The organism is Oleomonas cavernae (assembly GCF_003590945.1).
GTDB classification, from domain to species: domain Bacteria; phylum Pseudomonadota; class Alphaproteobacteria; order Zavarziniales; family Zavarziniaceae; genus Zavarzinia; species Zavarzinia cavernae.
The window spans coordinates 1375023-1399535 of the sequence record NZ_QYUK01000011.1; the positions used below are offsets into that span (position 1 = coordinate 1375023).

General features: G+C 66.9%; 20 protein-coding genes and 2 pseudogenes. 12 read left to right on the forward strand and 10 right to left on the reverse strand.

Features of this window, described 5'->3' with window-relative positions; translation table 11 throughout:
- The first annotated feature begins 4 nt into the window (after positions 1–4).
- From tmk to D3874_RS10320, 5 genes are read left to right on the forward strand one after another with little or no spacing between them, the layout of a single operon-like run.
- Entirely contained in the window at positions 5–661 is a 657-nt protein-coding gene (tmk, locus tag D3874_RS10300) for a dTMP kinase (protein WP_233559900.1), read from the forward strand.
- Positions 648–1871, forward strand: coding sequence for a DNA polymerase III subunit delta' (locus D3874_RS10305; protein ID WP_233559901.1), 1224 nt, complete (start codon positions 648–650; stop codon positions 1869–1871). The genes tmk and D3874_RS10305 overlap by 14 nt, the downstream gene beginning before the upstream one ends.
- Positions 1792–3342, forward strand: a complete 1551-nt coding sequence (gene metG / locus D3874_RS10310) for a methionine--tRNA ligase (protein ID WP_119778010.1) — start codon at positions 1792–1794, stop codon at positions 3340–3342. The genes D3874_RS10305 and metG overlap by 80 nt, the downstream gene beginning before the upstream one ends.
- A gap of 12 nt (positions 3343–3354) precedes the next feature.
- Complete coding sequence (locus tag D3874_RS10315) at positions 3355–4146, forward strand: TatD family hydrolase (RefSeq protein ID WP_119778011.1); 792 nt, start codon at positions 3355–3357, stop codon at positions 4144–4146.
- A gap of 8 nt (positions 4147–4154) precedes the next feature.
- A complete protein-coding gene (locus tag D3874_RS10320) occupies positions 4155–4871 on the forward strand; it encodes an MBL fold metallo-hydrolase (protein WP_338016701.1) in 717 nt (238 codons plus the stop codon).
- Between the two features lie 144 nt (positions 4872–5015).
- On the opposite strand, the gene D3874_RS30200 is transcribed toward D3874_RS10320, so the two are convergent.
- Both D3874_RS30200 and D3874_RS10330 read right to left on the reverse strand, forming a co-directional pair.
- Positions 5016–5546 (reverse strand): NAD(P)-binding protein, encoded by a 531-nt coding sequence (locus D3874_RS30200; RefSeq protein WP_338016702.1) that lies wholly within the window; start codon positions 5544–5546, stop codon positions 5016–5018.
- Between the two features lie 92 nt (positions 5547–5638).
- Positions 5639–6784: pseudogene (locus D3874_RS10330) on the reverse strand (cation:proton antiporter domain-containing protein); the annotation flags it as partial.
- A gap of 154 nt (positions 6785–6938) precedes the next feature.
- On the opposite strand from D3874_RS10330, the gene D3874_RS10335 reads away from it, so the two are divergent.
- Both D3874_RS10335 and D3874_RS10340 read left to right on the forward strand, forming a co-directional pair.
- Positions 6939–8357: a hypothetical protein gene (locus tag D3874_RS10335; RefSeq protein ID WP_119778013.1), complete on the forward strand. Its 1419-nt coding sequence runs from the start codon at positions 6939–6941 to the stop codon at positions 8355–8357.
- Positions 8358–8463: 106 nt separating this feature from the next.
- Positions 8464–8715 carry a hypothetical protein gene (locus D3874_RS10340; protein ID WP_119778014.1) on the forward strand — a complete coding sequence of 84 codons (252 nt, stop codon included), beginning with the start codon at positions 8464–8466 and terminating at the stop codon, positions 8713–8715.
- A gap of 14 nt (positions 8716–8729) precedes the next feature.
- Here the strand turns inward: D3874_RS10340 and D3874_RS10345 are convergent, their stop codons facing one another.
- From D3874_RS10345 to D3874_RS10380, 8 genes and pseudogenes are all read right to left on the reverse strand, one after another.
- Positions 8730–12116 carry an error-prone DNA polymerase gene (locus D3874_RS10345; protein WP_233559902.1) on the reverse strand — a complete coding sequence of 1129 codons (3387 nt, stop codon included), beginning with the start codon at positions 12114–12116 and terminating at the stop codon, positions 8730–8732.
- Complete coding sequence (locus tag D3874_RS10350) at positions 12113–13663, reverse strand: Y-family DNA polymerase (RefSeq protein WP_119778015.1); 1551 nt, start codon at positions 13661–13663, stop codon at positions 12113–12115. Before D3874_RS10350 ends, D3874_RS10345 begins: the two co-directional genes overlap by 4 nt.
- Positions 13664–13726: 63 nt before the next feature.
- A complete protein-coding gene (locus D3874_RS10355; RefSeq protein WP_119778016.1) occupies positions 13727–14122 on the reverse strand; it encodes a hypothetical protein in 396 nt (131 codons plus the stop codon).
- 392 nt (positions 14123–14514) lie between these two features.
- Positions 14515–15386, reverse strand: a pseudogene (locus D3874_RS31960) (SDR family NAD(P)-dependent oxidoreductase).
- 35 nt (positions 15387–15421) lie between these two features.
- Positions 15422–16885, reverse strand: coding sequence for a tetratricopeptide repeat protein (locus D3874_RS10365; RefSeq protein WP_119778017.1), 1464 nt, complete (start codon positions 16883–16885; stop codon positions 15422–15424).
- Positions 16882–17124 carry an acyl carrier protein gene (locus D3874_RS10370; protein ID WP_119778018.1) on the reverse strand — a complete coding sequence of 81 codons (243 nt, stop codon included), beginning with the start codon at positions 17122–17124 and terminating at the stop codon, positions 16882–16884. Before D3874_RS10370 ends, D3874_RS10365 begins: the two co-directional genes overlap by 4 nt.
- Positions 17121–18788, reverse strand: a complete 1668-nt coding sequence (locus D3874_RS10375; RefSeq protein ID WP_158595930.1) for an AMP-binding protein — start codon at positions 18786–18788, stop codon at positions 17121–17123. The genes D3874_RS10370 and D3874_RS10375 overlap by 4 nt, the downstream gene beginning before the upstream one ends.
- 378 nt (positions 18789–19166) lie before the next feature.
- A complete protein-coding gene (locus D3874_RS10380; protein ID WP_158595931.1) occupies positions 19167–19790 on the reverse strand; it encodes a TetR/AcrR family transcriptional regulator in 624 nt (207 codons plus the stop codon).
- A 137-nt stretch (positions 19791–19927) separates the two neighbouring features.
- On the opposite strand from D3874_RS10380, the gene D3874_RS10385 reads away from it, so the two are divergent.
- The 5 genes from D3874_RS10385 (at position 19928) to D3874_RS10405 (ending at position 24423) form a co-directional block, all read left to right on the forward strand.
- Complete coding sequence (locus D3874_RS10385) at positions 19928–20947, forward strand: SMP-30/gluconolactonase/LRE family protein (RefSeq protein ID WP_119778021.1); 1020 nt, start codon at positions 19928–19930, stop codon at positions 20945–20947.
- Positions 20948–21007: 60 nt separating this feature from the next.
- Positions 21008–22120, forward strand: coding sequence for an alpha/beta fold hydrolase (locus D3874_RS10390; protein WP_119778022.1), 1113 nt, complete (start codon positions 21008–21010; stop codon positions 22118–22120).
- Positions 22121–22166: 46 nt separating this feature from the next.
- Positions 22167–23078 (forward strand): agmatinase, encoded by a 912-nt coding sequence (locus D3874_RS10395; RefSeq protein ID WP_119778023.1) that lies wholly within the window; start codon positions 22167–22169, stop codon positions 23076–23078.
- Between the two features lie 13 nt (positions 23079–23091).
- A complete protein-coding gene (locus D3874_RS10400) occupies positions 23092–23688 on the forward strand; it encodes a cation transporter (protein ID WP_119778024.1) in 597 nt (198 codons plus the stop codon).
- Positions 23689–23811: 123 nt separating this feature from the next.
- Positions 23812–24423, forward strand: a complete 612-nt coding sequence (locus D3874_RS10405) for a TetR/AcrR family transcriptional regulator (RefSeq protein WP_119782244.1) — start codon at positions 23812–23814, stop codon at positions 24421–24423.
- Positions 24424–24513 lie beyond the last annotated feature (90 nt).

A 24513-nucleotide genomic window follows, 5' to 3' on the forward strand; every position in this document is an offset into this window, starting at 1 on the left:
CACGGTGGCCGAGCCGGGCGCTGTGGCCAGGGGCCGCTTCATCACGCTGGAAGGCGGCGAGGGGGCCGGCAAGTCGACCCAGGCCGCACGCCTCGCGGCCGCGCTCGATGCCCGCGGCATCGAGGTGCTGCTGACGAGGGAGCCGGGCGGCACGCCGGGGGCCGAGGCGGTGCGCGGCCTGCTGGTCGAGGGGGCAGCCGATCGCTGGGTACCGCTGGCGGAAACCCTGCTGCACATGGCCGCCCGGGCCGAGCATGTAACCAGGCGCGTGTTGCCGGCGCTAGCGGCCGGCTCGTGGGTGATCTGCGACCGGTTCGTCGATTCGACGATCGCCTACCAGGGCGTCGTCCAGGGCCTGGGCGTCGCCGCGGTGCGCAGCCTGCACCGGGCCGCCTTCGGCAGCCTGATGCCCGACCTGACCCTGGTGATCGATGTCGATCCCGCCGTGGGCCTGGGCCGGGCCCAGGCCCGCAGCGGCGATGCCGGCGCCCGCTACGAGCGGATGGGGCAGGCCTTCCACACCCGCCTGCGGGCCGCCTTCCTCGACCTGGCGCGGGCCGAGCCGGCGCGCATGGTGGTGATCGACGGCGGCCAGGCGCCGGACGCGGTCGCCGCCGATCTGCTGGCGGCGATCGACGGGCGCGGCCATGGCCAAGGCTGACAGCGCCGAGACCGCAACCGTCCCGCATCCGCGCGCCGCCTCCGTCCTGATCGGTCACGAGGACGCGGAACGCACGCTGCTGGACGCCGTCGCCGGCGGCAAGTTGCATCATGCCTGGCTGATCACCGGGCCGCGCGGCATCGGCAAGGCGACGCTTGCCTATCGCTTCGCCCGGTTCCTGTTCGCCCACGGCATGGCAGACGGCGGCGCCGACATGTTCGGCAACAGGCCGACCAGCCTGGCCGTCGATCCGGGCGATCCCCTGTTTCGCCGCATCGCCGCCGGCAGCCACCCCGACCTGGTTACCCTGGAACGCGAGGAGAACCCGCGCACCAAGGTGCTGCGCGACGAGATCGTGATCGACCAGGTGCGTGAACTGGCCGGCTTCTTCGCCATGACCCCGGCCGAGGGCGGCTACCGCGTCGCGGTGATCGATGCCATGGACGAGTTGAACCGCAATGCCGCCAATGCCCTGCTGAAGCTGCTGGAGGAGCCGCCGGCGCGCAGCGTGCTGATCCTGGTCGCCCATGCGCCGGGCCGGCTGCTGCCCACCATCCGCTCGCGCTGCCGGCGCCTCAGCCTGCGGCCGCTGCCGCCGCCCGCGGTAGAGACCATCCTGAACCGCCTGTGGGACGGCATCAGCCCGGAGGACAGCGCCGGCCTGACCAGGCTGGCCGACGGCAGCCCGGGCCGGGCCCTGGCCCTGGCCGCGGCGGGCGGCCTTGGCCACTACCGGGCCGTGGCCGACCTGATCGCGCCGCTGGGCCAGCGCAAGGCGATCGACATCAAGGCGGTCCATGCCATGGCCGACAAGTTCGCCGGGCGCGAAGGCGGCGACCTGTTCCGCCTGACCTTCGAACTGATCGGCCTGTGGCTGACACGGATGGTGCGCCTGGCCGCCACCGGCGAGATCGACGAAGCGATGCGCGGCGAGGGGGGCACCATGCAGGCGGTCGCGGGGCAGCGCGGCTTGAACGCTGGGGCGAGGTATGGGAGAAGATCAACGCCTTGGCCGGACGGGCCGAGGCGGTCAATCTCGACCGCAAGGAAGTCCTCGTCGCCGCCATGGGCCTCATCGAGCGGACGGCGCGGCAGGGTGCCGCCTGACGGGGTGGCTCTTGGAGTGCTGAATGTCGGGCGCGCAGAAGTTCTATATCACGACCGCGATTTCCTACCCCAATGGCGTGCCGCACATCGGCCACGCCTATGAGGCGATCGCCACAGATACGCTTGCCCGGTTTCAGCGCCTGGACGGCCGCGAGGTCTATTTCCTGACCGGCACCGACGAACACGGCCAGAAGATGCTGCAGACGGCGCGCCGCGAGGGCCTGACCGCCCAGGCCCTGGCCGACCGCAATTCCGCGCGCTTCCGCGAGATGGTCGGCGTGCTGGGCTGTTCCAACGACGATTTCATCCGCACCAGCGAGCCGCGCCACCATGCCTCGACCAAGGAACTGTGGCGTCGCATGGTCGAGTCCGGCGACATCTACAAGGACAGCTACGCCGGCTGGTATTCGGTGCGCGACGAAGCCTATTACCAGGAGGGCGAGACCGAGCTGCGCCCCGACGGCGTGCGCTACGGGCCCCAGAACACGCCGGTCGAATGGGTCGAGGAGGAGAGCTATTTCTTCCGCCTCTCGGCCTATCAGGAGCGGTTGCTGGCCCATTACGAGGCCAATCCCGACTTCATCGGCCCCGACGAGCGGCGCAACGAGGTGGTGAGCTTCGTCAAGCGCGGCCTCAAGGACCTGTCGATGTCCCGGACCACCTTCGACTGGGGCATCCCGGTGCCGGCGGGGGCAGGGCACGTCATGTATGTCTGGGTCGACGCCCTGACCAACTACATCACCGGCGTGGGCTTCCCCGACGAGACCTCGCCCCTGTGGGGCTTCTGGCCGGCCGACCTGCACATCATCGGCAAGGACATCACGCGGTTCCACACCGTCTACTGGCCGGCGTTCCTGATGTCGGCCGGGATCCCGACCCCCAAGCGCGTCTTCGCCCATGGTTTCCTGTTCAACAGGGGCGAGAAGATGTCGAAATCGGTCGGCAATGTGATCGATCCGTTCTCGCTGGTCGAAACTTACGGCCTTGACCAGGTGCGTTACTTCTTCCTGCGCGAGGTGCCCTTCGGCCAGGACGGCAACTACAGCCACGAGGCGATCGTCGCCCGCGTCAATGCCGACCTGGCCAACGACTTGGGGAATCTGGCCCAGCGCTCGCTCTCCATGATCGCCAAGAACCTGGAGGCCAAGGTGCCGGTGCTGGGCGCGCTGGCACCCCAGGACGAGGCGATCCTGGCCCAGGCCGACGGCCTCTACGAGGTTGCCCGCGCGGCCATGAACCGGCAGGAGATCCATGTCGCGCTGGGCGCGATCTGGACCTGCGTCGGCGACGCCAACCGCTATTTCGCGGGCGAGGCGCCCTGGGCCCTCAAGAAAACCGATCCGGCCCGGATGGAAACCGTGCTCTACGTGACGGCCGAGGTCATCCGCCAGATCGCCATCCTGGCCCAGCCGGTCATGCCGGCAAGCTGCAACCGCCTGCTGGACCAGTTGGCCGTCGCGGCCGATGCGCGAAGCTTCGCCGCCCTGGGGCCTGCCGGCCGCCTGGTGCCCGGCACGCCGCTGCCGGCACCTCAGGGCGTGTTCCCGCGTTATGTGGAAGAGACCGCAGCGTAAAGGCTTATCCCCATGCTGATCGACAGCCATTGCCACCTGGATTTCCCCAACTTCGCCGATGACATCGACGCGGTGATGGAACGGGCGCGCGCGGCCGGGGTGGGGGCGATGCTGACCATCGGCACGACGCTGGCCAAGGCGCCGCAGGTGATCGGGGTGGCCGAACGCTTCCCCAATGTCTGGTGTTCGGTCGGCATCCACCCGCACGAGGCGGCGGCCGAGGCCGACGTCCAGGCCCAGACCCTGATCGAGATGAGCCGCCATCCCAAGGTGATCGCCATCGGCGAGACCGGCCTCGACTATTTCTATGAGCACGCGCCGCGGGCGGCCCAGGAAGTGAACTTCCGCGCCCATATCCAGGCGGCGCGCGTGACCGGCCTGCCTATCATCATCCACACCCGCGACGCCGACGAGGATACCGAGAAGATCCTGGTCGAGGAGATGGGAAAGGGCGCTTTCCCCGGGCTGATCCATTGCTTCACCTCCGGCCCCAAGCTGGCGCGGACCGTGCTCGACCTAGGACTCAGCATTTCCTTCTCGGGCATCATCACCTTCAAGACCGCCGCGCAACTGCGCGAGATCGCGGCGACGGTGCCGGACGACCGCATCCTGGTCGAGACCGACTCGCCCTATCTCGCCCCCATTCCCCACCGCGGCCGGCGCAACGAGCCGGCCTTCGTGGCCGACACGGCGCGGGTGGTGGCGGAGGTGCGCGGTGTCGGCCCGGCCGTGCTGGCGCAGCAGACCACCGAGAATTTTCGCCGCCTGTTCACCAAGGCGGATTTCTCCGCCCTGGCGGCCTGAGCAGGGCCATGAAAGTCACCATCCTGGGCTGCGGCACATCGGGCGGGGTGCCCTCGATCGTCGGCAATTGGGGTGTGTGCGATCCCACCAACCCCAAGAACCGTCGCCGTCGCGTCTCGATCCTGGTGGAACAGGCTGGTGCCAGCATCCTGGTCGATGCTTCGCCCGACATGCGCGAACAGTGCATCGCCGCCGGGATCAAGCGCCTGGACGGTGTGCTGATCACCCATGACCATGCCGATCACTGCCACGGCATCGACGATCTGCGCGGCATCGCCGGCGCCATGCGCCAGCGGGTGCCGCTCTTTGCCGATCCGCGCAGCCTGCGCACCCTGACCACCCGTTTCGCCTATATCTTCGCCGGGCGCGGCGGCTATCCCGCGGTCTGCGACGGCCACGAGATTACCGGGCCGTTCAAGGTCGCCGGGATCGATGTCATTCCCTTCGCCCAGGTCCACGGCGAAATCGAGTCCTTAGGATTCCGCTTCGGCGATTTCGCCTATTCGACCGACGTCAATGCCCTCTCGGAAGAGGCCTTCGCGGTCCTGGCCGGGGTGAAGGTGTGGATCGTCGACGCCCTGCGCTACGATCCCCATCCCACCCACACCCATCTGGCGCAGACCTTGCGCTGGATCGAGCGGGTGAAACCGGTCCGCGCCGTGCTCACCCACATGACCTGGGACATGGATTATGCCCGTCTTTCAGCCGAACTGCCCCGGGGGTAGAACCGGCTTTCGACGGCATGGAACTGACCTGGCCCGCGGGCGGGCCGGTTGTGGATAGCCGGGATAATGTCGTTCGCATGCCGCTTTCCGCGCCCGCGGAGAATTAGAAATTTATGTTAAATATTAGTGTCTTGAATGAGTTTTCTAATTCTTCTTATGAGAATTAGACGCATCACTGTCATCTGTGGATGAAACGATATCCGCCGCGCGCTCGGCCATGCGGCGGAACCGGTCCAGGACCGCGTCCACGGTCTCGGCGTCGACGCCCTGCTCACCCAGGGCGCGGCCCGCCAGTTGCAGGCTGGCCTCGATCGTTTCAGGCACCACATCGGTTGCCCCGGCCCGGCGCAATTCCCGGGCGACCGCCAGATCATGGGCGCGGGCAATCACCGGCAGGTCGGGCACCAGGCTCCTGACCGCCTGCAGCGATGCCCGGGCGGCCGCGACATCGTCCAGGGCGATGACGACGAGGCTGGCGTTGCCGATCCCGATCGAGCGCAGCACGGCGGGCTGGCGGCTGTCGCCGTAATAGACCTCGTAACCCTGCGCGCGCGCGCCGGCCACCGCCTGGGCCGAGAGGTCGAGGGCGACATAGGCGATCTCATGATCCGCCAGGATCTGCGCCACGGTGCGGCCGACCCGGCCGAAGCCGGCGATGACAACCGAGGGGGACACCTGGTCCTCGCCCGGGGTAGCAGGGCGTCGTCCCGGGTCACCGCCTCGATCCGATCGGCCAGGCGCGCGCCCAAGGCGATGACCAGCGGCGTCGATGCCAGGCTGAGGGCGGCGACGATCGAGATCAGCGAGGCGGTGGAATCGTCCATCACCCCCAGCCCGCGCGAGACATTGGCGACCACGAAGGTGAATTCGCCCGCCTGGGCCAGCAGGAAGCCGGTACGCACCGCCTGGGCCAGGGTCAGCCCGAACAGCCGCGCCAGGCCGCCGGCGAGCAGGGCCTTGGCGGCGATCAGCGCGGCGGTCAGGCCAAGGACCAGGAGCGGGCTGTCCAGCACCGGTGCCAGGTCGATGACCATGCCGACCGCGATGAAGAACAGGCCCAGCAACAGGCCGCGAAACGGTGCCAGGTCCGCATCGACCTGATGGCGGAACGGCGTGTCGGCCAGGGCGAGGCCGGCCAGAAAGGCACCCAGGGCCATCGACATGCCGGCAACCTGGGCCAGCAGGCCCAGGCTGAGCACGACGAGCAGGCACAGGCCGGTGAACAGTTCCGGGATATCGGTCGCAGCGACGACGCGGAACAACGGCCGCAGAGCGAGGCGGCCGCCGAACAGGATAGCGGCGATCGCCGCCGCACCGATCGCCAGGCCCCGCGCGGCATCGCCGACGTCCGCCAGGTCCTGCGGGGCATCGCCGGGACTGGCCATGGCCGTGATCAGCGACAAGAGCGGCACCACGGCGAGATCCTGAAACAGCAGCACGGCGATGGTGGCGCGCCCGAAGCGCGTCACCGTTTCGCGCCGGTCGACCAGCAGGCGCACCACCGTTGCCGTCGACGACAGGGCCAGGCCGCCGGCGACCGCGATGATCAGGCCGCTGCCGGGCCCGGCCAGCCCGGCCAGCGGCAAGGCAAGCAGGACCAGGGCGAACACCGTGAAGGTGGCGGCAACCTGTGCAGCACCCAGGCCGAAAATGAAGCGCCGCATGGCGGTCAGCCGGCTCAGGGGAAGGTCCAGGCCGATGGCAAACAGCAGGAAGACGATGCCTAAGTCGCTGAGCGCGGTGATGACCGGCCCCTTGGGGACCAGGGCGAAGCCGGCCGGGCCAATCACCAGGCCGGTGACCACGTAGGCGAGCAGGGGGGGCACGCGCAGGCGGTTGAGCGCCGTCGCCGCCAACAGCGCCGCGGCCAGCAGGATCAGGATGTATTCAAGGCCGTGGCCGCCGGAACCCATGATTCGCCCTATGTCTTCGAGGCCACTGTGCCAAATCGCGCGGGCTGTGACCAAGGTGGCGGGAACGGGACCACGACGGCCGTGTTTTGGTGTCTATGGTTGCGGTGTCGATTCTCATGTCCCGCCCCGATCGCCGAAAGCACGCCGGAACATCATGCGCCTGATCACGACCCTGCTTTCCCTGACCCTGGCGCTTGCGGCCTTGCTGGCGCCGGCGATCTGGAACGGCTTTCCCATCACGTTCCATGACACCGGCGGCTATTTCGCCAGGCTCTATGAGGATGCGCCGGGCGATGGCCGGGCGACGCCTTACGGCGTGTTCATCGAGGGCTTGCACCTGGGCCTCCAGTTCTGGCCGGCGATCGTCGTGCAGGGCTTGATCGTGATCGTCCTGATCCGCGAGCTGGGCCGGAGCACCCTGGCCCTGGAGGGCCCGCGACTGGCGTTCTTTACCGGGGCGACCACCGTCCTGCTGGCGCTGGCCACCGGTATTTCCTGGTATTCGGCCCAGCTCCTCCCCGACATCCTGGCGCCTTGCGCGGTCTTGGCGGCGTTCCTGCTGATCGACGGCCGGCACGAGCGGGGCCTGTGGGGCCAGGCGGGACTTGTCGCGATGGTCGCCCTGGGGGCGGCGACCCATACCGGCACGGTGGCCCTACTGCTGGGCCTGCTGCTGGCCTCGGTCCTGGCCGTGCTGGCCGCCCGGCTGTTCAAGGGCGGGGCGGCCTGGCGGCTGGGCGCCGGCCGGCGGCTGGGCCTTATCGGCGCCGGCCTGGTGATCGGCGCCCTGTCGGTGCCGGTCAGCAATTATGCGCTCTACGGCCAGTTCCGCTTCACCCCGGGCGGCGACGTCTTCCTGTTCGGCCGCCTGGTGCAGGACGGCATCGCCAGCCGTTACCTGAAGGATCACTGCCCCGATCCCACCATCAAACTGTGCGATCACCAGGCCGAACTCTATGAAGAAGACGGCACCCTGCGCTCCAACGATTCCTTCCTGTGGTGGCAGGGCAGCCCGCTCTACAAGATCGGCGGCTGGGAAAGTGCCGGGCCTGAGCTGTCGCGCATCACCTGGGAGAGCGTGCGCGACTATCCGCTGATGCACCTGCAAGCGGCCTGGACCAGCTTTACCCAGCAACTGGGCGAGATTTCCAGCGGCGACGGCCTCAATGACGAGCATTGGCATACCCGCTGGATGTTCGACCAGTACCATCCCGAAGACCTCGATGCCTTCGCCCATGCCCGCCAGCGCGGCGGCAAGATCCCGTTTGCCGAATTCGACCAGATTCACATCCCCGTGGGCTTTGCCTCGATGGCCCTGTTGCCCCTGATCGCCGTGTTCTTCTGGTACCGGGGCGAGGGGCGGACGGCACGGCTGGCGGCCTTCGTGCTGGTCGCCCTGATCGGCAATGCCGCCATCTGCGGCATCCTGTCGAACCCCCACGACCGCTATCAGAGCCGGCTGATGTGGCTGGCCACCCTGACCTGCGCCGTGGCGGCAACGCGCCTGGCCATGGCGCGCCGCATCACCCTCGATCACCAGCAGGCCAATTCCTACTGGCCGGTCGGCAGGTAGAGGGGTGAGGCGAGAGCAGTTCATTGTCAATGCCGCCGCCGTGGCGGGCCATCGGAAGGTGCAAAGAGGGCAAAATGCCCCTACGGTGGGTCACAGGAGAGTGGCCATGGCGGATGACCCCTTCAATCTCATGCTCGAACATCTGAAAGTCATTCGGACTGACGTTGGAGCGCTGCGGGAAGACGTCAGGGAACTCAAGCAGCGTGTCACCGGTGTCGAAACCGGCCTGAATGCTGTCCGGCGCGATCTTGTCGCTTTGGCCGAGGCTGATGCGCGATTGCAGGTGACGATCGATCGCCAAGCTGATCGGCTCGACCGGATCGAACGCCGGCTCGACCTGCGTGAGGTGGAGGCCTGAGGGGGCTCGCGTGCTCAGTGGAAATTCCGTCCCTTGGGCATGACTTCGCCGTAAGCATAGCCGTGCTTGACGCCGTCGGCGCGGGCAAGGGTCTCGACCTCGCTGCCGGCCTCGGACAGATGGTCCAGCAGGCCGGTCAGGTCCTCGATCTTGTCGGCGATGACGTGGATGACGTTCGATTCCGACTGGACCTTGCCGGTCACGGCGACCAGCCGGGCGCCCAGCACCAGCGGGCGGAATTTCTCGAAGGTCCTGGGCCAGACCACGATGTTGGCGATGGCGGTTTCATCCTCCAGGGTCATGAAGATGACGCCGCTGGCGGTGCCCGGCCGCTGGCGCACCAGGACCAGGCCGGCCACCGTCACCAGGCGGCCGTCGGGCGTAGTCCCCAGCCGCTCGTTGGCAATGGTCCGCCGCTGCCTCAGGATCTCGCGCAGGAACGAGACCGGATGGGCCTTCAGCGACAGGTGCAGGTGGCGATAATCCTCGACCACCTGTTCGCCCGGCGGCATGGCGGGCAGGAAGGCATCGGGTTCCACCGCCTTGTCCGCCGCGGCGAACAGGGGCAGGTCGTCCTTGTCGCCCGCCCGGCGCAGGCCGCGCACCGCCCACAGCGCATCGCGCCGGTCGAGCCCCATGGAGCGGAAGGCATCGGCCAGGGCCAGGCGCTCCAGCACTGCTGGCGCCAGCTTGGTGCGCAGCCACAGGTCACGCACGCTGTCGAAGCCGGCACCGCGCACCTCTTCGATCTTCTTGGCCGCGTCCTCGGGAAAGCCGGAAACCTGGCGGAAACCCAGGCGGACCGCGTGGGTGGCCCTGACCTCGCCCGCCATGCCCTGGTGGCGCGGGTGCAGGCTGGCCGCCGCGGGCATGCCGGATTCCAGCCTGTTGTCCCAGCAGGAGTCATTGACATCGACGGCCAGGAATTCGACGCCATGCTCCTGGGCATCGCGGACAAGCTGGGCCGGGGCATAGAAGCCCATGGGCTGGCTGTTCAGCATGGCCGCCGCGAAGACATCCGGGTAGCGGCACTTGATCCAGGCCGAGATGTAGACGAGCAGGGCGAAGCTGGCGGCATGGGATTCCGGGAAGCCGTAATCGCCGAAGCCTTCGATCTGCGAGAAGCAGCGCTCGGCGAACGCCTTGTCGTAACCGCGCGCCGCCATGCCGTTGACCAGCTTGTCCTTGAACTCGTGGATCGTGCCGACCCGGCGGAAGGTCGCCATGGCCCGGCGCAGCCTGTCGGCCTCGCCAGGGGTGAATTTCGCCGCAACGATGGCGATGCGCATCGCCTGCTCCTGGAACAGGGGCACGCCGCAGGTCTTGTCGAGCACCTTCTTCAATTCGTCTGGATCGCCGAATTCCGGCGACGGCGAAGGGTAATCGACCTTCTCGATGCCCTGCCGGCGGCGCAGATAGGGATGCACCATGTCGCCCTGGATCGGGCCGGGACGGACGATCGCCACCTCGATCACCAGGTCGTAGAATTTCCGGGGTTGCAGGCGCGGCAGCATGGTCATCTGGGCCCGGCTTTCGACCTGGAAGACGCCCAGCGAATCCGCCCGCGAGAGCATGTCGTAGATCGCCGGCTCCTCGCTGGGGATCTTGCTCATGTCGACACCGGGGAAGCCGTAATGCTCGACCATCAGGTGAAGCGCCCGGCGGATGCAGGAGAGCATCCCTAAGGCCAGGACATCGATCTTGAGGATGCCCAGGGCATCGAGATCATCCTTGTCCCATTCGACCACGGTGCGGTCCGCCATCGCCGCATTCTCGATCGGGACGAGTTCATCCAAGCGGCCGCGGGTGATGACGAAGCCCCCCACATGCTGGGACAGGTGGCGGGGAAAGCCGATCAGTTCCTGGGCCAGGTTCAGAACCTGGACGATACGCGGATCGTCGGGGTCGAGGCCGATCTGCCGCGCCTCCTCGGGCGTCACGGGCCTTGGGCTCCAGCCCCACAGCATGCCCGACATGCGCCCGATCATATCCTCCGACAGGCCGAAAACCTTGCCCACCTCGCGGATCGCGCTGCGCCCGCGGTAGGAGATGACCGTGGCGGCGAGGCCCGAGCGTTCGCGGCCGAAACGCTCGTAGATGTACTGGATGACCTCTTCCCGGCGTTCATGCTCGAAATCGACGTCGATATCGGGCGGCTCCTTGCGCTCCTCGCTGACGAAACGCTCGAACAGCAGGTCGACCTTCGTGGGGTCGACCTCGGTCACGCCCAGGCAATAGCAGACGACCGAATTTGCCGCCGAACCCCGGCCCTGGACCAGGATATCTATACTGCGCGCATAGCGAACAATGTCATGCACGGTCAGGAAATATGGGGCGTATTTCAACTGATCTATGAGCTGCAGCTCGTGATCCAGGGCGTTCTGCACATCCGGCGGAACACCGCCTGGATAGCGCCATCTCGCGCCGGCCGTGGCGAAGGCGACCAATGCCTCCTGCGGCGTCTCGTAGCCTTCCCGGACTTCATCCGGGTATTCGTAGCGCAACTGGTCCAGCGAGAAGTTGCAGCCTTCCAGGAAACGGATGCTTTCCGCAATCGCCTGCGGCGCAGCCTTGAACAGGCGGGCCATTTCGCGGGGCGGCTTCAGGTGGCGCTCGGCATTGGCGTGGAGCAGGCGGCCGGCGGCCTCCAACGTGGTGTGCTCGCGGATGCAGGTCATGACATCGGCCAGGGGCCGGCGTTCCGGCGCGTGATAGAGCACGTCGCCCAGGGCGAGCAGCGGGGTTCCAGTCCGGGCCGCAAGTTCCCGCAGGCGGGCGAGGCGGCGGGCATCGTCGCCGCGATAGAGCATGCTGGCACCCAGCCAGATCCGGCCGCGAAAGGTGGCCAATATCCCCTCTATATCGTCATCCCGGCGAAGGCCGGGATCCATTGCGACATCTCGTGCTGCCCAACGATGGATCCCGGCCTTCGCCGGGATGACGGATGTGAGCAGAATCAGGTTCAGGCCTTCCCCATGGTCCCGCAGGTCGTCCAGGGTCAGGTGGCATTCGCCCTTGGGTGCGCGGCGCTTGCCCAGCGTCAGCAGGCGGGTGAGGCGGCCCCAGGCGGCGCGGTCGCGGGGATAGGCCAGGATCTCAGGCGTGCCGTCGGTGAAGACCAGGCGGGCACCTGGCACGAGGCGGATGCCGGCCTGCCTGGCCATGACATGGGCGCGGACCACGCCGGCGACCGAATTGCGGTCGGCCACGCCGATGGCCGCCAAGCCCAGGGCATGGGCTTGGCTGACCATCTCCTCGGCCATGCTGGCACCGCGCAGGAAGGAATAGCTGGTGGTCGCCGCCAGTTCGGCGAAGGCAAGCGGCGGCGGGGCTTGGGCCGCACTTTCCGCCTTCTGCATCTCCTCGAGCAGCGGCTTGATGTCGAAGATCTCGCCGGTCACGGGAAGAAACCGTGCAGATACCAGGCCGGCTGGCCCGGTTCGCGGTCGTAGAGGCCGGCGCGGAACAGCCACAGGCGCAGGCCCTCGGCCGTTTCCACCCGGAAATAGTCGCGCGTGGGCAGGTCCTGGCCGCCGGGCCGCCACCATTCCATGGCGATGCGCTCCGGCCCCTCGGCCCGCGCCACCTGGTAGGAAACACGGCGCCAGCGGAAGCTCGACGGCGGGCCATCCGGCACCACGGCCAGGGCCTCGATCGCCTCGGGCCGGTCGAGCAGGCGCAGGGGCCGGGGCGGGGCCAGGCTGTCCTGTTCAAGCGGGAAGGCCGGCCTTGGCGTGTTCTGGTCCAGGGCGGGGACGAGCGCCATCGCCCGTTCCGGTATATGGGTATCACGCGGTTCCAGGCGCTGAACCTGCGCCGGGCCCAGGCGGGCGGCCAGATGGTCGAGCAGGGCGGCGAATGCCGCCTTGTGATCACGGGCATCGAGCCCGGCCTGGCGCGGGGCGAGCGGGGCGGTTTCGAGCGCGGCGAGACGGATCAGGTCGAAGCCGAAGCCGGCATCCCAATCCTCGCCCGCGCCGGCCAGGCGATCGATGAAGAGGCGCTGCATGGCCTCGCCCCGGCGCAGCGGCAGGCTGGTGCCCACCACGATCCGGCGTACCGCGCCGTCGACGCGGAACAGGCTGGCCTCGAGCTTCCGGGCCCCCAGGCCTTCGGCCTCCAGCCCATGGCCCAGGCGGTCGCCCAGGGCGGCGATGACCTGCAAGACATGGGCCTCCAGGCTGATCGGCTCGGCGAAGCGCCGCTCGGCCATGTGCTCGGGCACCGGGCGGCGGGGTGAGATCGGCTCGTCCTGGCGGCCCAGGGCCTGGTCCAGGCGGCGGATCAGGCCTTCGCCGTAACGGGCGGCCAGTGGCGCCCGCGGCCGGGCCATGAGGTCGCCCACGGTCTTCAGGCCGGCGGTGGCCAGGGCCGCCACGGTTTCCGGTGCCAACCGCAGGGCAACCAGGGGCAGGGGCGCCAGAACGGCCGCTTCTTCCCCCGGCGCGACGATGGCCTGCCGGCCATGGCGCGCCATGGCCCAGGCGCAGCCCACGGTCGAGGCGATCGCTGCCCGCGCCCGGAAGCCCTGGGCCACCAGCCGGCGCAGCAGGCCGTCGCGCAGCGCCGCCTCGCCGCCGAAAAGATGGGCGCAGCCCGTGATGTCCAGCAGCAGGCCATCCGGCGCATCGAGCGCCACCAGGGGGGTGAAGCCTTCGCACCAGTCGGCCACCGCGGCCAGCAGGGCGGCATCGGCAGCCGGGTCGTGGGGCAGGATCGCCAGGCCCGGGTACATGGCCTGGGCATCGGCCAGGCCCAGGAAGGGGCGCAGCCCAAGGCGCGCGGCCGCGTCATTCATCGCGGCCACGCGGCGGGCGGCGCCCACCTGGGCGATCATGGCAAGCGGCTGGGCGTCAGCCGGCGCGGGCGACCGCCGGGCGATCCGGTCGGTCGAAAGCCGGCGCAGCCAGAGCGACAGATGCCGTCGCGAGGTCGAAGCGCTGGTCATGGCGGTCCCAGGCAATGGTCCAGCGGCCGGTCGGGCCGCGGCGGTTCTTGGTCAAGGTAAGGGTCAGGCGAGGGGGCCCAGGCCGCCGAAGTCATCGGGCTGGCTCGGGGCCGGGGTAATGGTCCAGCGGGTGGCGGCGGCGCTGGGCAGAGGGGTCAGGCAATGGCGGATCAGGCAGGCGAGGCCGGCCCCCTCGCGGGCCGCCAGCGACAGCCGCCGGGTGGCGGTGAGGTCCGCCGCCTTGCCCTGGTCGGGCAGTTCCAGGATGACCGCGGCCACGGCAGGGCATTTCAGGGCTTCCTCGGCCGCCCACAGGGCCTCGGCCGGGGTCTTTGCCGGTACCAGCGTGAGGCGATCCAGGGCGACAGCCTCGAGCCCCGGGGCATAGGGGAAGCCGCCATGGTGCAGGGCCGCCGCCGTGGGGACCCACAGAACCTCGCCCGCACCTCGTGCCAGCAAGCCAAGGACAAGCCCGGTGACCGCGCCCAGCCCCCGCGTCTCGGCGCTGGCGAATTCATGCAGGGCCCCGGTCGCCAGCCCGCCCCCAGGGCCGCGTCGACCGCCGCGATCCCGAAGGAGCAGGGCGCCTCTTCCGGCGTCGGCAAAGCCTCCCGCCGCCCTTCGAGGCGGGCGATCGCCTGGCGGAGAATGCGCTGCTGTTCCATCGTTCCGTGGCCGGCCTGACGATAAATGTTCCTGATATGTTCTTATATTCGCGCCCTGTGGGGAAAGAGTCAAGTCAGCGTCGAGGCATGAAACAATACCACTTAATCCATTGATTTTCTTTGCAAGTCCCTTAAAGCAAAAAGCCCGGCACGAAGGCCGGGCTTTTCCTGTCGCCGCAGAGGGCTTCAGCGCTTCATCTGGCCGCCGATGATCTTCCAGTAGCTGACCGGGAACAGCCGCTCGATGAAGGAAGCCGCCTTGGCGTCGTTGCCGATCAGGATGCGGCCCTTGCGCCGCTCGACCGCCCGCACGATGGTCTCGCCCGCCTTCTCCGGCGGCATTTTCAGGAAGGCCTGGAATTTCCGCCGTTCCGCCTCGACGTCGACATTGTTGATGCCGCTGGCGATGCGGGCATTCTTGGCGATCGCGGTGGCGATGCCGCCGGGGTGAACCACGGTAACCCCGATATTGGTGCCTTCGAGTTCGTGCCGCAGCGAATTGGAAAAGCCGCGCACCGCATATTTGCTGGCGGCATAGGCGGTCTGGCCGGGTGGCGCGATCAGGCCGAACAGGCTGGAAATATTGACCAGGCGGGCTTCGCGGCTGGCGTGCAGCAAGGGCATGAAGGCGCGGCTCATGCGCACGACGCCCAGAAATTGATCGAGAACAGCCACTCGAAATCGGCATCCGAGACCTGTTCGAAGCTGCCGCCGATCGCGACGCCGGCGTTGTTGAACAAGAGGTCGACCCCGCCATGATCGGCGGCGACGCGGGCGGGGAAGACGGCGATCGCCGCCGGGTCGGAGACATCCAGGCGATACTGGCTGACCTTCACGCCCTTGGCCGCCATTTCGGCCGCCGTCTTGGTCAGGGCCGCCTCGTCGATATCGGCCAGCGCCAGATGGCAGCCGCGACTGGCCAGCGCCAGGGCGATGCCGCGCCCGATACCGCCGGCCGCACCGGTAATGACCGCCACCCGGTCCTTCAACACGAACATTCCTGGGGCCCCTCCGCCTTGTCTCTTATGTCCGCCTGCTACCGGGCGGAGCGGCCGCATCGATAACTTACATTTTTGTCAATTTCCAGGACTATTCAGCCCACGCGTTGACGCAGGGAGGCGAGCCTGGTGATGAAATTGGCCTGTTCGGGCGCCAGGGCGAGGGCGGCTTCCATGGCACGGATGGCGGCGGGCAGGTCGCGGTGGCGCTGCTCGTGAACCACCGAAAGCCAGTAGTGGATGCTCGACTTCTCCGGCCACATGCCAAGCGCCTTGGTCAGGCCGTATTCGCCGCCGGCCAGATCGCCGCTTTGCATGGCGGCATAGCCGAAATGCTCGTAGCCCAGGGGGTGGTGCGGCGCCAGGACGACGGCATGGGCGAAATTCTGCAGTGCCTCCTTGGGCCTGGCCAATTGCAGATGCACGATGCCTAAATGCAGGCGGAACGAGAAGCGCTGGCTGTCGATGGCGACGCAGCGCAGCAGGGCCCGCTCGGCCTCGGCCGGGGCCTTCGCCGCCATATAGCTGCGGGCCAGGGTGAAATAGTGATCGGCGGTCGGGTCCATGGTGACCGCCTGGACCGACCGTTCGATCGCCGTCGGATAGTTGCCGTCGCGCAGCAGCAGGCGCGCCTCGTTGTCCAGCCGCATGGCCGCCGGCTTGCCGGGCTCGGGGAAGATTTCCCGATAGGTCATGTGGTTCCAGTCGACGAAGCCGTTGGCGATGGCCCGCTCGCCACGCTCGATGATCACCACGTCGGGACGCTCGTCGAGGATCAGCTCGGGCAGGGCCTGGCGCTTCACCCCGGCAAAGACCGTGCGGCGGAACGAATCCGCGATGAAGGGGCCCATTTCCGTCGCGAAGCTGTCGCGCATCATCACGCAACTAGGCAGGGAGGGATCGTCGATCTCGGCCACCGCGATCGTGTCGCGGCTCTCGTCGAAGCGCACCTTGGGCTGCTTGGAGCGCCGGTTGGTGATGGTGGGGATGAGCTTTTCCGCGAGATACGGCGGGTCCGTGGTCCAGCCCAGGTCACCCATCAGCATCTTGGAGACATAGGTGAAATCGTCGGGCCCGACCACGTGCGGCCGCTTGGCCGTGGTGATGCGGTCCATCAGCAGGCGATAGGCGATATAGCCGCCATAGGCCGACCAGTGGGTATCGTTGCGCCGGTAGACGTCGACGGGACCGTGCAGGGCCGCCTCGAGCAGGGCGCGGGGATAGTGCGCCTCGATCCCCATGGCATTGACGTAGTCGACGAACTGCTGGCCGATGCTGGGCTCGGTGAAGGGCATGTCTTCGGGCAGGTCACCCGAATGCACGACATGGGCGTCGGGCGCCACGATGACGATCAGTTGCGCGCCGACCTGTTTGCACAGGGCGGCGAAGCGGGGCAGCGTATCGCGCCAGCCGCGCTCGAAGACCTCGGTCCAGTCGTTGTAGCGGCAATAGTAGTCGCGCGCCCGGAAGCCCGGCGCCTCGTCCAGGAACATGCGGCCTCGCCCGAGGGCGACCTTGCCGATCTTGCCCTCGAGCATCGAGACGGGAATATCGGTCATGGCTTGGCCTTGATGGTTTCGAGCGCCGTGACGAGTTCCCCCACATTCGCCGCGTTGGCCGCGACGATTTCCGGAATTTGGATATCCAGGATTTTTTCGATGCGCATCATCAGCACGGTATGGCCGAGCGAATCCCAGCCCTCGACGTCGTCGGCGATGGTGTCGTCGCCGATCGCCGCGGCATCAGCGCCGAAACACTCGGTAATCGCCCTGACCACGCCTTCCCGCACGCCACTCATGACCGGCTCCCGACGAACTTCTTGATGTTTTCAGACCGGCTGGTCTTGCCCGCCGTCGACTTCACCAGCCAGCCGGGCGGCATCACCTCGACCTTGCGCAGGCTCAACTCCAGCACGTCATAGACCGCCTTCTTGACCAGCCGCTTGAGATCGCGCACGCCGATCGTATCCGCAATCTCGGACTCGACGATGACCACGGCTTCCTCGCTGCCGGTCTCGCCGTCGTAGAGCGCGAAGGCGACGCAGCGGCCGGGCTTGACCCCCGGCACCTGGTTGATCGCATGTTCGATGTCGTTGGCATAGAAATTACGGCCGTGGATGACCAGCATTTCCTTCTTGCGGCCGCAGATGAAAATCTCGCCGTCGAGCAGGAAGCCGATGTCGCCGCTGTGGTACCAGCCGTCCTTGTCGAAGGCGCCCATCGTCGCGTCGACATTCTTGTAGTAGCCGTCGAACAGGAAGGTGGCGCGAATGCAGACCTCGCCGACCGCGACGCCGTCCAGATCATCCCGCTCGGCATCTTCGGGGGCCGGCGCGATCTTGATCTCCAGCCCGTCGATCGGCTTGCCGCAGGACATGAAACCCTCGGCCCCGGCGCCGGTGTGCGCGACCGGCACCGCCCGCCGGCGGGTGCGCAGGATCTCGCGGTCGACATAGAGGGGCCGGGCCGGCACGCCGTATTCGCCCTGGGTCGAGGCAAAGACGTTCTCGGCCATGCCATAGCTGGTGATGACCTGTTCGGGGCGCAGGCCGTTGGGCGCGAAGGTCGCCATGAAATGGGCGAAGGTCTCGGGCTTGCAGGGTTCCGAGGTCGAGATGAAGGCCTTCATGCTGGACAGGTCGACGGTGAAATCCGCCGGCCTGGTGCGCGCCATGTGGGCCAGGGCGAAATTGGGCTGCCAACTGTAGTTGGCCTTGTGGCGCTCGATGAGCTTCAGGATCGACATGGGCTCGCCGACCCATTCGAACGGGTCCATGGCGACGACGCTGGCGCCGAACTGCAAGGGCATCAGGAACGAGGTGATCAGGCCCATGTCGTGATAGAGCGGCAGCCAGCTCGCCACGATGTCGTCCAGGCCGAACTGGACCGAGCGGCCATAGGCGGTCAGGTGGCGCTCGATCTGGCCATAGGTCAGCATCACGCCTTTTTTCAGGCCCGTGGTGCCGGACGAATGCTGCAGCAGGGCCAGTTCGTCCTGCTTGGGCAGGACATTGGGCACCCCGTCGTCGGTCCGCGGCACCCCTTGCGCATCGGCGACGATGACCGGACAGCCGACCGGCGCCGCGATCCCGTCCAGCGCCGCTGCATTCTCGGCATAGGTCACGGCGACCGCCGGACGGATGCGCTCGAACAGGGTCGCATGGGCCTGCCAGTAGAGCTTGGGATCCTGCTTAGGGGTCGGGAAGGGCAGGTAGGACGGCAGGAGGCCCGCCAGCATCGCGCCCAGGAACGAGGTGTAGAGGTCGGTCGACTGCTTGAGGACGATCACCACCACGCTGCGCGCCGGCACGCCCTGAGCCCGATAGGCCGTCGCCCAGCGCCGGGCGCCCTCCATCAGATCGAGATAGCTCAGGATCTTGAAGCGATCGCCTTCATAGAGCACCAGGAACGGCTTGTACGGTCGCGCAGCCACATGCTGCTCGAAGCTTGCGAGTAACGACATCCCCAACACCCCGACCGACTCCGCCCGGTCTAACGCCTCACACATCACAGCCTAGCGCCGTCCGGTGCGGCGCAACCACAAAAGTTTTGTCCCAGGACGGAGGCTTTCGACGGGATTTCATATCCCATTTGGTTGGGATGGCCCGACGAAGCATCGGCGACCAGTCGGGATGGCCGCGGCGCCGGCTGCCGACGACAGCGCAATGCTAGACCATCATCTGATGAAATTACCGTTAAACATCTGATAAAAATGAAAACTCCGCTTCAGGAGAGAGGCCGGTTCTGTCGGTAAAGATCTCTCATTAATTTCCATAATATATATTATGCGACTGATGGATGTCTCGTCTGTATGAGAATGGTCACTCCTGACCCAATACGGTCATGCGCGGTGATCACCCTCACCGAAGCCGACACTCGACAAGGTGATTGATGACAGCAGCTCGAGCGTTTTCTCGATCAATCCTTGAATCTTCTCAGGGCGCGCGCCAAACGCTGGAAGAGCCGTCGACAGCAATGCACGGACCCGCTTTTCCTCGCTCAAGCAGTCGAGATTGACCCGTTCCTCCACCAGCGCCGACAGGACGCCGGCCAAAACCAGGGTGGCAATGAAGAATCGCTCTTGGTCCCAGCTATCGAGGACGCCGCCCAGGAGCAACTGATGACGCTGCGTGGCGACACGCAGAAGCGCCTCGCTGATCTTCCAGGACCCATAGGCCACGGAAAACAGTTCGGCCAAACGCCGGTCCGTGGAGATCAGCCGGACAAGGAACGCCCACTTCAGCGAGAGACCGAGATGTGGGTCCCGGTAGCGCGCCGCCGCACTCGCCGCTGCTTGCAGCGTTCCTTCGAAGACCTCCAGCGTCAGATGGAGGAAGACGCCCTCCTTGTCCGAGAAGAAGTGGTAGAGGCTCCCGGACGACACGCCCGACGCGACCGAAATCTCTCGGATCGTCGTTTGTTCATACCCCCTCTCGATGAACAGCCGGCGGGCCGCGTCGAGCACCCTGCTCCGCACATCGTCATTTTGACTGTCTCTGCCCATGGTGATTCTTGCGACCGGATTTGGTTGACGTAACCTAAATCATATTCTAGAACACGTTTTAATGCGAGCAATTCCATACCAGGGCCAGGAGACGCAACATGCCGGACAACCCACTGCGTGGATGGCGCGTGGATCGCGACCAGGTCTCGTTCGTGGGCACGGCCCTCCAACGCCCCGAATGCGTGCTGGCCGAGAAGTCGGGCGACCTGTGGGTGGCGGATGCGCGTGGCGGCGTCGTCCACATCGCCCCGAGCGGCGAGCAACGGCTGATCGCTCACCAAGCCGAGGTGGAACGTTCACCGACAGAAGGCCTGGAGGCCCGGCTCGCATCCGGCACCTTGCCCAACGGTCTGGCCTTCGATGCACACGGGGACATTCTCATTGCCAACTTCGGCACCGATCGCCTGGAGGTGATGAGCCGCAAGGACGGCACAACACGCGTCCTGCTCGACCTGATCGACGGCAAACCGATCGGCAAGGTCAACTTCGTGCTGCCGGACACGCGCGGGCGGCTCTGGATCACCGTATCGACCCGGGTGAACCCCTGGATGGACGCGCTGCGGCCCGATCTGGCCGATGGCTATATCATCCTGATGGACAACCAAGGCGCGCGGATCGTCGCCGACGGCCTGGCGTTCACCAACGAGATCCGCTTCGACCGGCAAGAGGAGTTTCTCTACGTCGTCGAGACCATGGGCAACCACATCACCCGGTTCAAAGCACACGAAGACGGAACGCTGTCCAATCGCGAGGTGTTCGGCCCCCCTGCCCTGGGACCTGGCGCACCGGACGGGATCGCCTTCGACGCCTACGGCAATCTCTGGGTCACCATGATCATGGCGGACCGGTTGCTCGCGATCACGCCTGAAGGCGACCTGCTCGAGCTTCTGGACGACGGCAACCCGGCGGCAACGGCGCAGATCGAGCGCACGGCATCAGGGGGAAGGCCCAACTTTGGGCAGATGCTGGAGGCAAAGGGCACGCTGGCCCCATGGATGGCGAGCATCACCTTTGGCGGCGAAGACCTGAAGACGGTCTACCTCGGCAGCCTCCTCGGCACTTCCCTCGCGGTTTTCCGGTCGCCGGTCGCAGGGCTGCCGATGCTGCACTGGAAATAGCCCCCTCCTGAAATCGAGCAGCAAGAGATCTTCGCGATCTTCCAAACAGAGGCGACCATCATGTTCACATTCGACCTGTCCCCGTCCGACCTCTTCGAGGAACGCAGCAAGCAGTTCGTTGCCTGGGGCATCCCGGAAAAGACGATCCGAAACGTTCAAGCGCGGGTCGTCGATACATGGGCCGACGGGCCCGGCGGCTGGACCTACGAGTGGATGCAAGAGGCGACGCGGGCCAAGGCAGCCGCGGATTGGCTGCTGGCGTCATCCTTGTTCGGAGCTGCCCGGTTTCCCTGCCTGGCCAAACCGAACCGAGTGGCGGCCCTCGACGAGCAGGTTAAGTGTTTCCTCAAGGCGTCATCCCGCTTTCCAGGGCAGTTCGAGCGCCGCCTTATTCAGTGCAATGTGCATGGCGAGATCGTCGGCGTGCCCGTTCACATATACATGCCAAAGGGTACTTCGGCGTTACCGACGGTTCTTCTGTCAGGCGGCGTCGACACAGGAAAGATGGAACTGCATCGGATAGCGCTTATGTTGAGCAAATTGGGCGGCCTCCGGGTCGTCGCGATGGACATGCCCGGCACCGGAGAGAGCAACCTGCCGCTGACCGATGAGGTGGACAGCGTCTACAGGACGGTCCTCGACACATTTCGAGGCCAAGGCAAGATCGGCATTCTCGGCGTCAGTTTCGGCGGGCACTGGGCAGCCAAGCTCGCCCTTCGCCGCGATGTCGACGTTGCGGTCAACTTCGGCGGGCCTATCGGGGCCAATGATATCGATGGCGCCTATATTGCGGGCCTGCCCAACGGCATGCCGGGCATCATCGGGAACGCCATGAGGCTCAAGGCCTATCCAGATGCGGCTGTTGCCGACCGGATGCTGCAGGGATTCTCCTTGCGGGACCAGGGCCTTCTGGATCAGGCGGACTGTGCTCGCATGTTGGTGGTCAACGGCAGCGCCGATCCCTACATTCCGCTCGCCGACGTCGAGGTTTTCCGGCGTTATCCATCGGCCGAGGTATGGCTGCTTCGTGGGCTGGGGCATTGCGCCGCCGAGAAGATCGCGCGGGTCGTACCGGGGATGATCACCTGGCTGCGAAAGGAACTGCACGGGGAATCGGTCGGCAATCGTCTCTTCCATGGCGTGGCTCTGATGCTGCGGCCCGAGACCTGCTGACCATATCCATCACCCTCAATCAGCCAATCATCGGGATCATCAGGAAATGAGCGCCTCGCCTTCCTTCCTCGGCTTTCCCGATCGCCTCGCCGAAGGCCGCGGGCCCCGGGCGGTGATCTTCGGCGCCGGTCACGGCAGCACCTATCCCGGCAAGGACAGCAGCGGCTTTGCCTTGGCCGCCGACGCCGTCCGCGCGGCGAGCCAGGACGATGCCGGGCTTATCGAGCACTGGGATTTCGATCTCGGCGGCCCGCTGTTCGACGGCAAGCCGGTCTGCTGCATCGACGCCGGCGACATCCCGACCACCATGCACGACAATGCTGGCAACCGGGCCCGGATCGAGGCGAAGACGCGCGAGGTCCTGGCCTTGCCGGCGGTACCGATCCTGCTCGGCGGCGACGATTCCGTGCCCATTCCCTTCATCGCCGGCTTTGGCGATCACGGGCCGGTCTGGATCCTGCAGATCGACGCCCATTTGGACTGGCGCGACGAGGTGCATGGCGAACGCTACGGCTATTCGAACCCGATGCGCCGGGCCAGCGAGATGGCGCATGTCGCCGGCATGGTCCAGGTCGGCCTCCGCAGCGTCGGCAGCGCCCGCCTCGCCGAAGTCGAAGCGGCGCGGCACTATGGCAGCCGCCTGGTGACCGCCCGCGAGGTTCATGCCCTGGGGGTCGATGCCGCTCTGCGACATATCCCGGAAGGCGCGCGGGTCGTCGTCACCCTCGATTGCGACGGCCTCGATCCCGGCATCATGCCGGGCGTGGCGGCGCGCACGCCCGGCGGCCTCACCTACACGCAAGCGATCGACCTGATCGCGGGCCTGGGCCGGCGGGCCCGGATCACGGGCTTCGACCTGGTCGAGCTCTATCCTCCCGCCGACATCGACGGCCTGTCGGCCTCGGTCGCCGCGCGCCTTCTCGTCAATGCAATCGGCACCATCGTCCGGCAGACATGATAGGAGCTACACAATGGTTTCCGATGAGGGGCTGCGCCGCACGGTGCGCCTGGTGGCATTGTTCAACCTGGCCTATTTCGGTGTGGAGTTCGCGGTCGCCCTCTCGATCGGCTCGGTCTCGCTGTTTGCCGACAGTGTCGACTTTCTCGAAGACGCGGCCGTCAATTTCCTGATCTTCGCCGCCCTGGGCTGGAGTGCTACCAGGCGTGCCAAGGTCGGCATGGCGCTGGCGGCCATCCTGCTGGCGCCGGCCCTGGCCCTGCTGTGGACGCTGTGGCAGAAGTTCGACGTTCCGGTGCCGCCAGCACCCCTGCCCTTGTCGCTGGCCGGCGGCGGCGCGCTGGCGGTCAATGTCTTCTGCGCCTTCCTGCTGGCCCGCTACCGGCACCACGGCGGCAGCCTCACCAAGGCGGCCTTCCTCTCGGCCCGCAACGATGCCTTCGCCAATGTCGCCATCATCGCCGCCGCCCTGGCGACCGCCTACACCCACTCGATATGGCCCGATGTGATCGTCGGGCTGGGCATCGCCTATATGAATGCCGATGCCGCCAAGGAGGTCTGGGCCGCCGCCCGGCAGGAGCATCGCGAGGCCGGCGCGGCCCAGGCGTGACGGGAGGTTACCCGGCCTGGCGCCGCATCCGCGACGGTGCCAGCCGGACATGGGCCGGTTGACCGGACAGCGGCAAAGTGGCCATGATCAAACAAGAATGTCTAAATTAGGCAGGTGTGTTCGGTGAGGGGCAGTGCAGCGCAGAAGCGCATTCACAAGGCGGCGCTGGAGCTTTTCGCCGAGAAGGGCACCGCGGCGGTCACGGTCAGCGAGCTTGCCGCCGCCGCCGGCGTGGTCAGGGGGACCATCTACAAGAACCTGGCTTCGCCCGAGCGACTGTTTGAAACAATCGCGGCGCAACTGGCCGAGGACATGGATCTTCGGGTCGCGTCGAGTTACACCGGGGCCGAGGATCCGGCCATGCGCCTGGCCATCGGGATCAGGCTCTATGTCAGGCGCGCGCACGAGGAGCCGCATTGGGGGCGGTTTCTCGTCCAGTTCGCGATGACCAACAAGTCGCTGCGGGAGATATGGGCGGGGCCGCCGGTTCAAGATCTTGTGCGCGGCATCGAGAGCAAGCGCTACGACATCCAGCCCGGCCAGGTGGCGGCCGCGCTCGCCGTCATCGCCGGCTCGACGCTTTCGGCGATCGTCCTCGTGCTGGACGGGCAGCGCACCTGGCGGGATGCGGGATCCGATGTCGCCGCGCTGGTCCTGCGCGCCCTGGGCCTCGACGCGGCGGAGGCGACGACGCTGGCGACCGCCCCCCTGCCCGACCTGGCAGAAGGCATCTGACGCCCACCGTCGGCGTTGAATTTCATGGACTGGCGCATTGTGCCGCGCGTAACATCCGCCCGGGGATTTCGCATTTAGGTTCATGACGGT